Source organism: Nocardioides sp., from assembly GCF_036401255.1.
Taxonomy (GTDB): Bacteria; Actinomycetota; Actinomycetes; order Propionibacteriales; family Nocardioidaceae; genus Nocardioides.
Map to the genome: position 1 here is coordinate 1 of NZ_DASWVI010000104.1, position 14,523 is coordinate 14,523.

Sequence of the window (14,523 nt, forward strand, 5' to 3'; positions counted from 1 at the left end):
CACCGAGCTGGAAGGCGTGCTGAACCGTCAGGCCGCCCTCGGCTACCGGCTGCACACCATCACCACCGCCGCGTCCGGGAGCAAGGGACTCGGCGGCGGAGACCGGATCCAGGCGACCATGGTGTTCGAGAAGGTCGGGTAGCCGTTCGCACGCGGGCGAGTCTCCGCACAGCGCGGACGGGTCAGGGGCGGACGGGTCAGGGGGTGCGCTCGGGTCAGGACTCGAGCGGCACCTTCCGCGCCCAGCGGACCTCGCCGCCGTCGTCGATGTGCACCAGGGCCAGCACCAGGTCCTGGTCGGGGTGCGACGTCGCGATCCCGTCCTTCGGCAGGAAGAAGGACAGCACGCCACCGCCCTCCGCGCCCGGAGGCAGCGAGAGCGCCTGGTGGTCCATGGAGTAGGACCCGTCGGCGTTTCGCACCGACGCCGTGCCGGCAAGCCAGGGATAGTGCTCGGAGAGCGCCTCGTACGAGCCGTTCCAATGGGCGCCCTCGCCTTCGCCATCGGGCCCCTCCCAGGACCCGCTGGCGCCCAGCGGCTCGGCCGGCGAGAGCCGGCCGTCGAGCAGCACGAAGGCGTAGCCGCCGCTGGAGGGCGCGCCACTCCACGAGACCTCCACGACGAACACCTGGCCCACGCGCGGGTACGCCGGCTCGGGCGGCACGCCGACGGCCCTCAGCGCGTCCGGGTAGTCCCGAGGCGTGGTCGCCTGGATCCGCGCCGTGATGTCGACGCCGTCGCCGCCGTGCGCCCACTCGTCGTCACGCTGCCGGTCGCGCAGCCACACCACGACGACCACCGCCACGACGACCACCGCCACGACGACCAGCACGAGGCCGATCTGCAGCAGGCGTCGACGTACGTCCCGAGAAGCCCCCGTCGTCTCGCTCACCCGGCCACCCTAGGCGGTGACAACCGTCCGCGCCCGACGCGCGTCCCACCGGGCAGGAGGTGACGGGGTGCGCCGGTTCCTGGTGCTGGTGACGGTGGTGGTGCTGCTCGGCGGCACGCCCGGTGCGGGTGCGCCCGCGACCGCGGCGCCCGGTCACCACCGCACCGTCACGCCGTGCTCGCGCGGGCTGGTCGCGCTCACCTTCGACGACGGCCCGGCGCCCGCGGTCACGCCGCGCCTGGTGCGGCGGCTGAGCCGGCTCGAGGTGCCGGCGACGTTCTTCATGGTCGGCACCCGCGTGGCCGACGAGCCGGCGCTGGTCCGCAAGGTGTCGCGCGCCGGGCTCCAGATCGGCAACCACACCTGGGCGCACACCAGGCTCACCGCGCAGAGCGCCGCGGAGATCCGCCACGCGCTGCGCGCGACCCGGCACGCACTCACCGAGGCCGGCGTGCCGGCGCCGACGCTCGTGCGACCGCCGTACGGCGCCATCGACGACCGGGTGCGCCGGGTCGTCGACGCGGCCGGCTACACGCCCGTGCTCTGGACCATCGACTCGCGCGACTGGGCGGGCGGCACCCCGAAGGAGATCGCGCGGCGGGTGATCGACGCGGTGCGCCCGCACCGGACCAACGTCGTGCTCCAGCACGACGGAGTCACCAACTCCCCAGCAACCCTGCGCGCGATCCCCCGCGAGGTCGAGGTGCTGCGCAAGCGCGGCTACTGCTTCGCCGACCTCGGACCCGACGGAGGCCCGACTCCGCCGGTGCCGGTCGCCACGGTCACCGCTGACGGGGGCCGCATCGTCGAGGGTGGTCGCGTGCGGCTCACCGTGCACCTCGACCGGCCGACCACCCGCGCCACGACCGTGCGCACCACCGCGGGGACGGTGCCCGTGCCCGCGGGAGAGCAGTCGGCGACGCTGTGGCTGCGGATCCCCCAGGACCGCACCGACGAGGTCCTCGAGGAGGTCACGACGAAGGTGTACGGCGGACGCGGCGTCCAGCCCGCGATGGTCGCCCAGGCGCTGGTCCGGGTCGTCGACGACGACCCCCCGCCGGTGGTCCGGCTGACCCCGGTCGAGGTGACCGCCTCGCCGCTGCTGACGACGACCGGGCAGGTCGGCGTGCGACTCGACCGCCCCTCCGACCGTCCGGTGCGAGTCGTGGCCCGCTCCCCCCTCGGCCGGCTCGCGGTGGTCGTGCCCGCCGGCGACGAGAGCGCGACGCTGACCGTGACCGTGCCACCCGGAGCGCCACGCGACGGCGACCGCCGGCTGCCGCTCCGGCTGGTGAAGGTCGGGCACGGCACCGCCGGACCGGACGTGACGCTGACCGTGCGGGCACCCGAGCAGAACGCCGCCGAGGCCCTGCGGGCGGCCGTCGACTCGGTCCGCTGGCCGGCGCCCGCCGTACCCCGCCTGTTCTAGGCCGCAGGCTGCCGGTCCGGGTCTGCGGGCACCGTCGGACCCCCGCGATCACACACCCCAACATGCCCGTCCGCGCAATCGCCCGATCGGGCAATTGCGCGCCGACGACCGGGGAGCCAGGGTGAGGCAGCCGCGCACCTGGTCACCTCACATCTCGGGCGACCCGCGGCCTCAGGGGAGGGCTCATACCTTGACTGGTAACACTCGACGAGGCCTGGCCGGCCTCGCTGCGGCGACCATGGTCGCCGCAGGTCTCGCGATCGCGACGGCCCCGGCCGACGCGGCCCCATCCGGCTCCGGATCGGGGCTGGACAAGCACGACCGGGAGCTGCTCGCGCAGGCGCGCGCCGACGGCGACTCAGCGGTGACCCTGCTGATCGCCGCCCGGCCCGGAGCGAACCGGAGCGTCGTCCAGGGCATCACCGCACTGGGCGGCACCGTCCAGAAGCGTGACGACGACGTCAGCTACCTCCGCGTCAGCGTCCCGACCAAGAGCGCCGAGCGGGCCGCCCGGGTCTCCGGGGTGCAGGCCGCCGACGTCGACGAGGTCATCGCGCTGGACGACCCGGTGCCCGACGGCGCGCAGCCGGTCGCGCCCCAGACCCCGCCGGGTGCGAACACCCCGCAGGACAACCCCTACATGCCGATCGCCGACACCGGCGCCGTCGACTTCATGAAGGCGCACCCCGACTGGGACGGGCGCGGCACCACGATCGCCATCGTCGACTCGGGCGTCGACCTGAGCCACCCGGCGCTGCGCACGACCACGACCGGCGAGCGCAAGATCGTCGACTGGGTGACCGCCACAGACCCGTTCACCGACGGCGACCCGACCTGGGTCAAGATGACCGACCAGGTCAGCGGAGCCACCTTCACCTACCAGGGGTCGGCGTACACCGCCCCGGCCGCCGGCTCCTACCGCATCGGGCTGTTCGACGAGCGTGACCCGAACCTCGGCGGCGAGGTCGGCAACGACGTCAACCGGGACGGCAACCCGGCCGGCAGCAGCGGCGTCTTCGGCGTCCTCTGGGACACCTCGAGCAACGACGTGTGGGTCGACACCGACCAGGACCGGTCCTTCGCCGACGAGAAGGCGATGACCGACTACGCGAAGCGCTACGACGTCGGCACGTTCGGCCAGGACGACCCCGCCACCGACGTCCGCGAGGCCATGCCGTTCGTCGTGCAGACCGACGGCAAGGACAAGGTCGTCAACATCGGCATCGTCTCGGGCGCCCACGGCTCCCACGTCGCGGGCATCACCGCGGCCAACGGCATGTTCGGCGGCGCGATGACCGGCGCCGCGCCCGGCGCCAAGATCAAGTCCGTCCGGGTCTGCCTCTTCGTGGCCGGCTGCACCGCCCACGCCCTGGTCGAGGGCATGACCTTCATCGCCAAGCAGGGCAACGTCGACGTCATCAACATGTCGATCGGCGGCCTCCCGGCCCTCAACGACGGCAACAACGCGCGCTCGGTCCTCTACGACCGGCTCATCGATCAGTACAACGTGCAGATGTTCATCTCGGCCGGCAACAGCGGCTCGGGCCTGAACACCGTCGGCGACCCCTCGGTGGCGACCAAGGTCATGAGCGTCGGCTCCTACATCACCGACAAGTCCTGGCGCAGCAACTACGGGTCGGACTCGGCGTACGCCGACAACATCCACGGCTACTCCTCGCGCGGACCCCGGGAGGACGGCGGCTTCAAGCCGCAGATCCTCGCGCCGGGATCGGCGATCTCCACCGTGCCGACCTGGCAGGAGGGCGGACCGGTCGGGGGCACCTATCCCCTGCCCGCCGGCTACGCCATGTTCAACGGCACCTCGATGGCCTCGCCCCAGGCGGCCGGCGCCGCGGCGCTGCTCGTCTCGGCGGCGAAGCAGGCCGGGGTGCAGTACCAGCCGGCGCAGCTGCGCCAGGCGATCAACTCCTCGTCGCGGTTCCTGCCCCGGTACGGCGCCTACGAGCAGGGCAACGGCCTGATGAACGTGCCCGCCGCGTGGGACGTGCTCAAGCGCACCGTGAAGCCGGTGTCGATCACCGCCACCGTGCCGGTCCACACGGTCCTGTCCGGGTACCTGGCCAAGCCGGGCGTCGGCACGGGCATCTTCGACCGCGAGGGCGTCAAGGCCGGTGACACCTACACCCGCACCTACACGCTGACCCGCACCTCGGGCGGCTCGAAGGCGATCAGCTACCAGGTCGGTTGGGTCGGCAACGACGGCACGTTCTCCGCGCCGGGCACGGTCGCGCTGCCGCTGAACAAGCCGGTGAGCCTGCCGGTCGAGGTCGAGGCCGGATCGGCCGGGATCCACTCGGCGATCCTCAACCTCGACGACCCCGCGACCCCGGGCATCGACGCGCAGACGCTCAACACCGTGGTCGCGGCGGAGCAGTTCACCGCGGGCAACAACTACACCGTCACCAAGAGCGGGACGATCGGTCGCAACCAGACCACGTCGTACTTCTTCAAGGTCCCGGCCGGCACGCCGGCGTTCAAGGTGGACTTCAGCGGCCCGGACGGCACGCCGGGCACCGGCCAGGCCCGGTTCCTGCGGTTCCACCCGTACGGCGTCGGCATCGACAACAACGCGACGACCAACTGCTACGCCCCGGCGGTGGCGGGCTGCGCGGGCGGCACGCCGTACAGCCGCACCGCCAGCAACCCGCAGGCGGGCGTCTGGGAGGTCACGGTCGAGGGTCGGCGCACCTCGGACGCCGCCGAGGTGCCGTACACGCTGACCGCGTCGATCCTCGGCGCGAAGGTGGCTCCGAACCCCGACACCATCGAGTCGGCGACGGCGGGCACCCCGGTCGAGCGCAGCTACGACATCACCAACCTGTTCGGTGCCTTCACCGGCCGGGCGGTCGGGACGACGCTGGGCTCGGCGCGGATCGACAAGCCGACGATCGCCAACCTCGCCCAGCAGGTGACGACCGTCCAGGTGAGCCCGGGCTCGACGAGCCTGCGGGCGACCATCGGCGGCACCTCGGACCTCGGGGCGGACCTCGACCTGTACGTCCTGCGCGACGGCCAGATCGTGGGGCAGTCGGCGGACGGGGACTCCGAGGAGTCGGTGACGATCCCGAACCCGGCGGCCGGGGAGTACACCGTCCTGGTCGACGGCTACTCGGTCCCCGCGGGCTCCACGACGTACGACTACGTCGACGTCTTCGTCAACCCGGCGTTCGGCGCGGTCAGCCTCACCGACGCGAACGCGCCGCGGCCCGCCGGCAGCACGTGGACCCCGGCGGGCACGGTCACCGCCCGGCAGGCGCCGAGCGACGGACGGGTCCTGATCGGCAACGTCCAGGTGCGCACCGACGGCAACGTGCTCGTCGGCAGCGGTGACGTCGTGGTCCGCAGCGTCACTCCGTAGCACCCGCAGCACGTCCGGGCCCGCCGCCTCTCCCCCGGAGGCTGCGGGCCCGGCGCTGTCGTGCCTGGGTGGTGCGGCTCAGCCGCCGAGCAGCCGGCTGAGCCGGGCGGTCGCGACCAGCACCACGCGCGAGGTGCGGTCCAGGTGGCCGATGATCGCGTCGCGCGGTCCGGCGACCGAGATCGCGGCGACGGCCAGCCCGCCTCCGTCGAACACCGGGGCCGCGACCGACGCGAGCCCGGCGACGTTCTCGGAGTCGGTCACGGCCAGCCCGCGTCGGCGTACCTCGGCCAGCGCCGCCTCCCACTCCTCGGCGGACCCGATGGTCTCGCCCGTCATCGGCGGGAACCCGGCCGCGATGCGGGCCCGGGAGACCGCCGGGTTGAACGCGGCCAGCACCTTGCCGGCGCTCGTCGTGTGCAGCGGCATCCGCCGGCGGCGCGCGCCGAGCAGCGAGATGCCGGACAGCGCCTGGAGCCGCTCGACGAACACCACGTCCGGGCCGTCGGCGATCGAGAGGTGCGCCGTCTGCCCGGTGGTCAGCCGCACCTCTTCGAGGATCGGGAGCGCGAGGTGCCGCAACGGGGTGCGGTCCTGGACCAGCTGACCGAGCTCCCACAGGTGGAGGCCGAGCCGGTAGTGGCCGGTGCCGGGCACCCGCTCCACGAACCCGCGGGCGGCGAGCGTCGAGACCAGCCGGTGGGCGGTGCTCTTCGCGACGCCGAGGCGGCGCGCCAGGTCGGTCACCCCCAGCTCCTCCGAGTCGACGAAGCAGTCGAGGAGGTCCAAGGCGGTGAGCACGGACTGCAGTCGCGGACCCTGCTCGGTCGTCGGGTCCGTGGCCGTGGTCATGGGTCCATCGTCGTCGGCCGCGCCGGTCGGGGCCAGGGACGAACGGCCCAGACGTCCTCAGGCACCCCCGTGGAGCCGGACCGAGCCGAGGTGGGCGAAGTGGCACTCGACCACGACGCCCGGCGCGGCGGGCACCGCATCGGTCATGCCCCCGGTGAGCACCAGCCAGCCGGCCTCGATGGCCCGGCCGCGGACCGCGAGCTCGTTGGCGGCCAGCGCCAGCGCCTGTGCCGGGTGGCCCAGCACCGCAGCGCCCGTGGCCGAGTCGACCACGGCCCCGTCGACCTCGAGGTCGACCGTCTCCGCGGCGAGGTCGAGGCGGTCGGGCGCCAGGCCCACGCTGCCGATGACGAAGGCACCGGACGAGGCGTTGTCCGCGACCACGTCACCGGCGCGGAACCGGAAGTCGGCGTACCGGCTGTCGATGACCTCGGCGCCGCCGTACACCTGCGCGACGCCGGCCAGCGCCTCGTCCGGCCCGACGCCGGGGCCCTCCAGCCGCTCCCCCATCACGAACACGATCTCCGGCTCGACCCGGGGATGGATGAGCCGCTCCTGCGGCACCGGCCGCCCCGCTGGCAGCACCATCGCGTCGGTCAGCCACGCCACGAACGGCCGGTCGACCCCCATCCGCTGCTGCTTGGCGCGGCTGGTCAGCCCGAGCTTGACCCCGATCAGCCGCTCGCCGCGGTCCAGGCGGCGCTGCAGCGTGAGGTCCTGGATCGCGTACGCCGTCGGCACGTCGAGTCCGGGCCACTCGTCGGTGAACGGAGGCCGGTCGCGGCGCTCGGCCTCGCAGGTCAGCAGCTCCTCGGCCACCGTCTCGATGGTCCACGTGGTCGCCATGACCACATTCCTACCGCCGCGGGCCCAGCCCGGTCAGGGCGCCCCGGCGTCGGCGAGCCGGTCGGAGATGTCCTGGGCGGCGGTGGCGAGCAGCCCGTGGAGCCGGTCCAGGTCGGCGGTGACCTCCTGGACGGGGCCGAACGCGGAGATGCCGGCGACCGCGACGCGGCGCTGCATCACCGGCAGGGCGATCGAGGTCATCGCGGTGAACGACTCGCTGTCGGAGACCGCGTAGCCGCGCCGCCGCACGTCCGCGAGCGCGTCGTCCCAGTCCGCCTCGGTGCGGATCGTGCGCGCGGCGTACGGCGGGAACCCGGCCGTCCGGCGCGCCTGGTCCACCGCCGGGTTGAACGCCGCCACGACCTTGCCGGAGCTGGTCGTGTGCAGCGGCAGCCGCCGGCCCACGTGTCCGAGCAGCTGACCGCCCAGACCGACCTCGATCCGCTCGACGGACACGACGTCGGCGCCGTCGGGGACCGAGAAGCTCGCCGTGAGGCCGGTCTCGGCGACGATCGTCTCGAGGTGCGGGCGCGCGGCGTGCCGGAACCGGTGGCGGGCCCGCGCGAGGTGCCCGAGCTCGTAGAGGTGCATCCCGAGGCGGTACTTCCCACTCGCCGGGTCCTGCTCGACGAAGCCCCGGGTCGCCAGGGTGTGCAGCAGCCGGTGTGCCGTGGACTTCGACGTACCGAGCCGGCGCGCGACGTCCGTGACGCCGAGAGCGGCGTCGGTCGCGAAGCACTCGAGGACGTCAAGAGCGCTGCCGACCGAGCGCACGCCGCCGAGCGTCTGACCCGTCCCCGTCGTCCCCGTCGCCCCCGTCGCCCAGGGCGGCTGGGGCACCGACGCGGTCGCGGCTGTCACGGTCACGTCCAGACCCCGGTGAACCGCTCGTCGAGCTCGCGGGCGTGGTAGAAGATGCCCTTCGCGATCTGGTCGGGCGTCCACTTGTTGACCGGCCGGTCCCGGTACGCCGGGTAGCCGCCCGCGAACACCTCGTTGCGGTTGCCCGAGGGGTCGAAGAAGTAGACCGTCTGGCCGCGGGTGATGCCGTGCCGGGTGGGGCCGACCTCGATCGGGACGTCGTCCATCGTCATCAGGTCCGCGGCGCGGCCGACCTCGGCCCAGTCGTCGAGCTTGAACGCGACGTGGTGCAGCTTGCCGGGCTCGCCCTCGAGAACGGCGATCTGATGGGTCTGGTTGGAGCACGTCAGCCAGGTGGCGATGTAGTGGGCGTCATCGTCGTCGAGGTCGGTCTGCACCCGCTCGGTGGGGAAGAAGTCGAAGACCTCGCGGAACATGTCCTCCATCAGCCGGACGTCCTCGGCGAGGACCAGCGCGTGGTCCAACGCCCCGGCGCCGATGCCGACCAGGTGCCGCGGGAACGCGTCCGGGTTGTGGGTGCCGACCTCGGTGCCGATCAGCGTCTGGGCGTGGTAGACCTCGATCGTGTGCCGCGAGGGGGTGACGAACCGGATCCCGTCGCTGACCTCCGGGTTCTCACCCGCGCTCATCCGCTCGACGGTGAGGCCGAAGGCGTGCGCCTTCTGCTCGATCACGTCGAGGTCGGCGTCGTACTCCACCTTGAAGCCGAACTTGACGACGCCGACGCCGCCCTCCTCGAGCACGAGCGAGTGGTGGTCCCACTCGTCCCAGCCCTTGAAGTAGACCTTCCCGTCCTGGTCCAGGGTCTCGTAGAGGCCCAGGGTGTTCGCGTAGTGGCGCTTCGCCTCGGCCAGGTCGGTGACCCGGACGTGGGCGTAGCCCATCCGCATGATGCCCATCGATCTCATTTCTTGACGTGTGAGGCCGTTCCACGAGCACTGTGGGCCGGGGGTCATCCGCTCCGCGAGCGCCGTTCCCCAGGGCGGAACGGTCCGGGACCTTGGGCCCGGATCGGCCGGGACCCGTCCCAGCCGCGGCCGCGCTCAGGCGGCGGGCAGGGCGCCCACCGGCTCGGGTTCGGCGAGGTCCATCGACCACAGGACGCGCAGGCGCACCCCGAGCAGGAGCACGGTGGCGGCCAGGGCGGCACCGCCCGCCATCACCGTGGCCATCGCGACGCTGTCGTTGCCCAGCACCCCGACCACGGGGGCCGCGAGGGCACCGAGGCCGAGGTTGAGGGACCCGAAGAGCGCGGCGGCCGTGCCGGCGGCCTCGCCGTGCAGCGACAGACCGAGCGCCGAGACGTTGGGACCGGTCAGCCCGATCGCGCCGAGCAGCACGAACAGCGGTGCGAGGAGGCCGAACAGCCCGCCGGCGCCGGTGAGCGCGACCACCAGGAGCGTGCCGGACGAGACGACCGCGGTCGCCAGCGACGCCACCAGGATCCGGGCCGGCTGGAACCATGACAGCAGCAGCACGTTGACCTGGCTCGCGCCGATGTTCGCGACCGAGTTGACCGCGAAGACGAGGCTGAAGGCGTGCTCGCTGAGGCCGAACTCGTCCTGCATCACGAACGACGAGCCGGCGACGTAGGCGAATAGCGCCGAGGCGTTGAGGCCGGCCACGAGCACCAGCGCCACGAAGGTGCGATCGGTGAGCAGGCCGGCGTACGTGTGCAAGGTGGCGGGGACACCGCCGGTACGCCGACGGGCCGGTGGCAGTGTCTCGGGCAGCGCGATCGCGGCCATCACCGTGACCCCCAGGCCGAGGACCGCCAGCGCCAGGAACACGCCGCGCCAGTCGGTCCAGCGCAGCATCTCGCCGCCGATCGTCGGCGCCAGCACCGGTGAGGCACCGATGACCAGCACCAGCCGCGAGATCATCCGGGCGGCGCGGACCCCGGTGAACAGGTCGCGCACCACGGCAATCGCGACCACCGACGCCGCAGCCGCACCCAGGCCCTCGAGGACCCTCAGCACGCCGAGCACGGCGACGTTCGGCGCGACGGCGCACAGCAGCGAGGCGCCCACGTGGACCGTCGTGCCGGCGAGCAGCGGGCGCCGCCGGCCGACGGAGTCCGAGAGCGGGCCGAGCACGAGCTGCCCGAGGCCGAGGCCGGCGAGGGTGCCGGTGAGCGTGAGCTGCACGGCGGTCGAGGTGGTGTGCAGCTCGCCGGAGATCGTCGGCAGCGCCGGCAGGTACATGTCGATCGTGAACGGCCCCAGCGCCACCAGCGCGCCCAGCATCAGCACCAGGCGCAGCGACTCCCGGGGCGCGGCCGGGACCGCGACGGCGGTCGACGACCCCCTCGCGGCACCGCATCCGTCCGCGGTCGTCCTCATCACCCCGGCCCCCGTTCTGTCGCGGTAAAGAATGGCATGCCGCGGACCGGGGCCGGCAGACGGGTCGGCTCAGAGCTCCTTGATGCCCCAGGGGCTGCCGTACTCGGTGAGCAGATCGAGGAACGGCACCGCGTCGAAGGCCTCCGGGCCGAGGACGCCGGCGCCGCTCCAGGTGCCGCGGGCGAGCAGCTCGAGCGCCACCACGGGGTTGATCGCGGTCTGCCACACCACGCACTGGTGGCCGTACTCGCGCATCGTCCACTCGTTGTCGACGACGTGGTAGAGGTACGTCGACCTGGGTGCCCCGTCCTTGCCGGTGCCGGTGACCCACAGGCCGGCGCAGGTCTTGCCGGTCATCCGTGGGCCGACGGTGGCGGGGTCGGGGAGCACCGCCGCGACGACGTCGCGCGGGCTGACCTCGACGCCCTTCACGCGCACCTTCTCGGTGCGGTCGAGCCCGAGGGTGTGGAGCACACGGAGGATGTTGATGAACTCCTCGCCGAGGCCGTACTTGAACGTCGCGCGCCTGCAGTCGATCCAGCGCGGCATGAGGAGCACCTCCTCGTGCTCGACGTTCACGCACTCGACCGGCCCGATGCCCTCGGGGAAGTCGAAGACCTCCGGCTCGCTGAACGGCGCGGTGGTGTGCCACTCCCCGTCCTGCCAGATCACCGGCGGGTTCAGGCACTCCTCGATCGTGGTCCACATCGAGAACGACGGGGCGAAGATCTCGTTGCCCTCGTCGTCGCGGACGACGAGGTTGGCGCCGTCGCGGGTGCCGAGCTCGTCGATCTCCCCGAACAGGTGGTCGGCGGCGTACCGCGCGAACACGTCGGAGAGCCCGGGCTCCACGCCGATCCCCACCAGCGCCAGGCGGCCGGCCGCCGCCCACCGGTCCGCGGCCGCGAACTGCTCGTCGCCGAGCTTGACGCCGGGCTCCTCGTACGGCGCGGTCGGGTGCGGCCTCGACAGCGACATCGCCATGTCGAGGTAGTCGGCGCCGGCCGCGAACGCGCCCTCGAAGACCGGCATGTCGAACACCGGGTCGACCGCGTTCATCACGTGCGTGATGCGGTGCTCGCGACACAGGTCCGCGACCGCGTCCGCCGACGACGCGTCGAGCCGCGCGGCGGCGTACCGACCATCGGTCGCCGCCGCCCTCTCGGCCTTCGCGAGGTCGTAGTCGGCGACCACGATCGTCTCGAAGAAGTCGCGCCGCGCCGCGATCGCGGCGAACGCCGCACCCACGCCACCGGCGCCCACCAACAGGATCCTCATGACATCTCTCTTCGTGTGGATGGGTCTCGATACGCTCGCTGGCGCTCGCTACTCGACCAACGAACATCCTTCTCGGTGGTCGAGTAGGGCGTCGCGAGGGACGAGCGAGGCCCGTATCGAGACCTAGTCGCCGATGTAGCTCATGACGTGCTTGATGCGGGTGTAGTCCTCGAAGCCGTAGCCGGACAGGTCCTTGCCGTAGCCGGAGTGCTTGAAGCCGCCGTGCGGCATCTCGGAGACGAACGGGATGTGGGTGTTGATCCACACCGCACCGAAGTCCAGCTTGCGCGACATCCGCATGGCGCGGGCGTGGTCCTTGGTCCAGACGCTCGAGGAGAGGCCGTACTGCACGTCGTTGGCCCACGCGAGCGCCTGCGCCTCGTCGGTGAACCGCTGCACGGTCATCACGGGCCCGAAGATCTCGGTCTGGATCTGCTCGTCGGCCTGCTGGAGGCCGGAGACCACGGTCGGCTCGTAGAAGTAGCCCCGGTCGCCCTTGCGGGTGCCGCCGGTCTGGATGGTGGCGTGGTCGGGCAGCCGGTCGACCATGCCGGAGACGTGAGCCAGCTGGTTGGCGTTGTTGAGAGGGCCGTAGTACGTCGCCTCGTCGTCCGGCAGGCCGGTCGGCATGCCCTTCGCGGCCTCGGTCAGGGCGGCCACGAACTCGTCGTGGATGCCGGCCTGCACGAGCACCCGGGTCGCCGCGGTGCAGTCCTGGCCCGCGTTGAACAGCCCGGCGCCGGCGATGCCCTCGGCGGCCTTGGCGATGTCCGCGTCGTCGAAGACGACGACCGGTGCCTTGCCGCCGAGCTCGAGGTGGACGCGCTTGAGGTCGTGGGAGGCCGCCTCGGCGACCTGCATGCCGGCGCGCACCGAGCCGGTGATCGCGACCATCTGCGGGGTCGGGTGGGAGACCAGCGCGCGGCCGGTGTCCCGGTCGCCGCAGACGACGTTGAGGACGCCCGGCGGGAGGAACTCCTGGGCGATCTCGGCGAGCAGCGTGGAGCTGGCCGGCGTCGTGTCGCTCGGCTTGAGCACGACGGTGTTGCCGGCCGCCAGCGCGGGCGCGATCTTCCAGATCATCATCAGCAGCGGGTAGTTCCACGGCGTCACCTGGCCGACGACGCCGATGGGCTCACGGCGTACCCATGAGGTGTGGTCGGCCAGGTACTCCCCCGCCGCCTTGCCCTCGAGCATGCGGGCGGCGCCGGCGAAGAACCTGAAGTGGTCGGAGGCGTAGGGCATCTCCTCGTCCATCGTGAGCTGGACCGGCTTGCCGGTGTCCTTGCACTCGACGGCGTTGATCTCCGCGGCGCGCTCGTCGATGGCGTTCGCGAGCCTGAGCAGCGCGTTGGAGCGATCCTGCGGGGTCGCGTAGCCCCAGCCCTCGAACGCCGCGTCCGCCGCGGCGTAGGCCCGGTCGAGGTCCGCCTCCCGCGATTGTGGCGCCTGGGCGTACACCTCGCCGGTGGTCGGGTCGATGACGTCGTAGGTCTCCCCTGACGCGCTCTCGACGAGCTCTCCGTTGATGACGTTCTTGAACACCTGGTCGGCCATGCGGGCGAGCCTAGTGACCCGACAACGGAATCTGTAGGGGTGTGCGGCAATCTGACACGGATTTCGTTGAATCAGGCGTGATAGACGGGCCTTCCGTCGATCCAGGTGGAGACCACGCGCGCGTGCTCCCCGGCGAAGGGGTCGGCGTCGAGCACGACGAGGTCGGCCGCCGCGCCGGCGCGCAGCACCCCGGCGCTCTGCTCGTCATCGGGGCCGCGGTGGTTCACCCAGGCCGACCCCGAGGTGTACGCCGCGAAGGCCACCTCGAGCGGCAACGCCTGCTCGGGGAGGAAGGGCCCGCGGTCGCCGCCGGACTCGACCCGAGTGACCGCGACCCGGATCGCCTGCAGCGGGTCGGGAGTGCTGACCGGCCAGTCGCTGCCGGCGACCAGGCGCGCGCCGGTGCGGTGCAGGTCGGCGAACGGGTACTGCCAGCCCGACCGTTCCGGCCCGAGGTGCGGCAGGGTCAGGTCGACCATCTGGTCGTCGAGGCAGGCCCAGAGCATCTGGAGGTTGGCGGCGACGCCGAGCCGCGCGAAGCGGCGTACGTCGTCGGGATGGACGACCTGCAGGTGCGCGACGTGGTGGCGGCGGGACGGGTCCGTGCCCTCGAACGCGTCCAGCGCCTCCCGGACGCCGCGGTCGCCGATCGCGTGCACGTGCACCTGGAAGCCGGCGGCGTCGAGCGCCCGGACGGCGTCGCGCAGCGCCGCGGCGTCGAGGAAGGAGTGTCCCGTGTTGCCGGTCGGATGGCCGCAGCGGTCGAGGTAGGGCGTCAGCATCGCGGCCGTGCCGTTCTCGGCCACGCCGTCTTGCATGATCTTCACGGTGGTGGCCCGGAACCGGCCGGCGGTCATCGCCTCGCGCCGGCCGACCAGGTCGGCCACCTGCTCGACGCCGAGCCGCCGGTCCCACCACAGCGCGCCGACCACGTGGGAGACCAGGCTGCCGTCGGCGGCGGCCGCCTCGTACGTCGCCGCGGGGTCGTCGATGCCCGAGTAGGCGCCGACGATGGCGTCCTGCCAGCTCGTCACGCCGACGGAGTGGAGATGGGCCTGACCGGCC

At 72.6% G+C, this 14,523-nt stretch carries 11 protein-coding genes; 2 read left to right on the top strand and 9 right to left on the bottom strand.

Going from position 1 to position 14,523, the window contains the following annotated elements; genetic code table 11:
* Positions 1 to 215: 215 nt before the first annotated feature.
* The gene (locus VGD85_RS04845; protein WP_331062313.1) at positions 216 to 893 is read right to left on the bottom strand and encodes a hypothetical protein; all 678 of its coding nucleotides are present in this window, start codon (positions 891 to 893) and stop codon (positions 216 to 218) included.
* Between the two features lie 67 nt (positions 894 to 960).
* On the opposite strand from VGD85_RS04845, the gene VGD85_RS04850 reads away from it, so the two are divergent.
* On the top strand, positions 961 to 2,322 hold the full coding sequence (locus VGD85_RS04850) for a polysaccharide deacetylase family protein (RefSeq protein WP_331062314.1): 1,362 nt from the start codon (positions 961 to 963) through the stop codon (positions 2,320 to 2,322).
* A 238-nt stretch (positions 2,323 to 2,560) separates the two neighbouring features.
* A complete protein-coding gene (locus tag VGD85_RS04855) occupies positions 2,561 to 5,701 on the top strand; it encodes a S8 family serine peptidase (protein WP_331062315.1) in 3,141 nt (1,046 codons plus the stop codon).
* 78 nt (positions 5,702 to 5,779) lie between these two features.
* Here the strand turns inward: VGD85_RS04855 and VGD85_RS04860 are convergent, their stop codons facing one another.
* The 8 genes from VGD85_RS04860 to VGD85_RS04895 all read right to left on the bottom strand — a co-directional run.
* A complete protein-coding gene (locus tag VGD85_RS04860; RefSeq protein ID WP_331062316.1) occupies positions 5,780 to 6,553 on the bottom strand; it encodes an IclR family transcriptional regulator in 774 nt (257 codons plus the stop codon).
* A 57-nt stretch (positions 6,554 to 6,610) separates the two neighbouring features.
* Entirely contained in the window at positions 6,611 to 7,399 is a 789-nt protein-coding gene (locus tag VGD85_RS04865) for a 2-keto-4-pentenoate hydratase (protein WP_331062317.1), read from the bottom strand.
* Positions 7,400 to 7,432: 33 nt separating this feature from the next.
* Positions 7,433 to 8,266, bottom strand: a complete 834-nt coding sequence (locus tag VGD85_RS04870; RefSeq protein ID WP_331062318.1) for an IclR family transcriptional regulator — start codon at positions 8,264 to 8,266, stop codon at positions 7,433 to 7,435.
* A complete protein-coding gene (locus tag VGD85_RS04875; protein ID WP_331062319.1) occupies positions 8,263 to 9,180 on the bottom strand; it encodes a catechol 2,3-dioxygenase in 918 nt (305 codons plus the stop codon). Before VGD85_RS04875 ends, VGD85_RS04870 begins: the two co-directional genes overlap by 4 nt.
* 144 nt (positions 9,181 to 9,324) lie before the next feature.
* Entirely contained in the window at positions 9,325 to 10,623 is a 1,299-nt protein-coding gene (locus tag VGD85_RS04880; RefSeq protein WP_331062320.1) for a multidrug effflux MFS transporter, read from the bottom strand.
* Between the two features lie 69 nt (positions 10,624 to 10,692).
* Positions 10,693 to 11,901: a saccharopine dehydrogenase family protein gene (locus VGD85_RS04885; protein WP_331062321.1), complete on the bottom strand. Its 1,209-nt coding sequence runs from the start codon at positions 11,899 to 11,901 to the stop codon at positions 10,693 to 10,695.
* Between the two features lie 123 nt (positions 11,902 to 12,024).
* Positions 12,025 to 13,458, bottom strand: a complete 1,434-nt coding sequence (locus VGD85_RS04890) for a gamma-aminobutyraldehyde dehydrogenase (protein ID WP_331062322.1) — start codon at positions 13,456 to 13,458, stop codon at positions 12,025 to 12,027.
* A 71-nt stretch (positions 13,459 to 13,529) separates the two neighbouring features.
* On the bottom strand, positions 13,530 to 14,523 hold a 994-nt coding region (locus VGD85_RS04895; RefSeq protein ID WP_331062323.1), incomplete at its 5' end, for an amidohydrolase.

Excerpts from the sequence above, each read along its gene's own strand:
- VGD85_RS04855 (WP_331062315.1), top strand. The coding sequence starts at position 2,561 with ATGGTCGCCGCAGGTCTCGCGATCGCGACGGCCCCGGCCGACGCGGCC.
- VGD85_RS04860 (WP_331062316.1), bottom strand. The coding sequence starts at position 6,553 with ATGACCACGGCCACGGACCCGACGACCGAGCAGGGTCCGCGACTGCAG.
- VGD85_RS04865 (WP_331062317.1), bottom strand. The coding sequence starts at position 7,399 with ATGGCGACCACGTGGACCATCGAGACGGTGGCCGAGGAGCTGCTGACC.
- VGD85_RS04875 (WP_331062319.1), bottom strand. The coding sequence starts at position 9,180 with ATGGGCATCATGCGGATGGGCTACGCCCACGTCCGGGTCACCGACCTG.
- VGD85_RS04880 (WP_331062320.1), bottom strand. The coding sequence starts at position 10,623 with ATGAGGACGACCGCGGACGGATGCGGTGCCGCGAGGGGGTCGTCGACC.
- VGD85_RS04885 (WP_331062321.1), bottom strand. The coding sequence starts at position 11,901 with ATGAGGATCCTGTTGGTGGGCGCCGGTGGCGTGGGTGCGGCGTTCGCC.
- VGD85_RS04890 (WP_331062322.1), bottom strand. The coding sequence starts at position 13,458 with ATGGCCGACCAGGTGTTCAAGAACGTCATCAACGGAGAGCTCGTCGAG.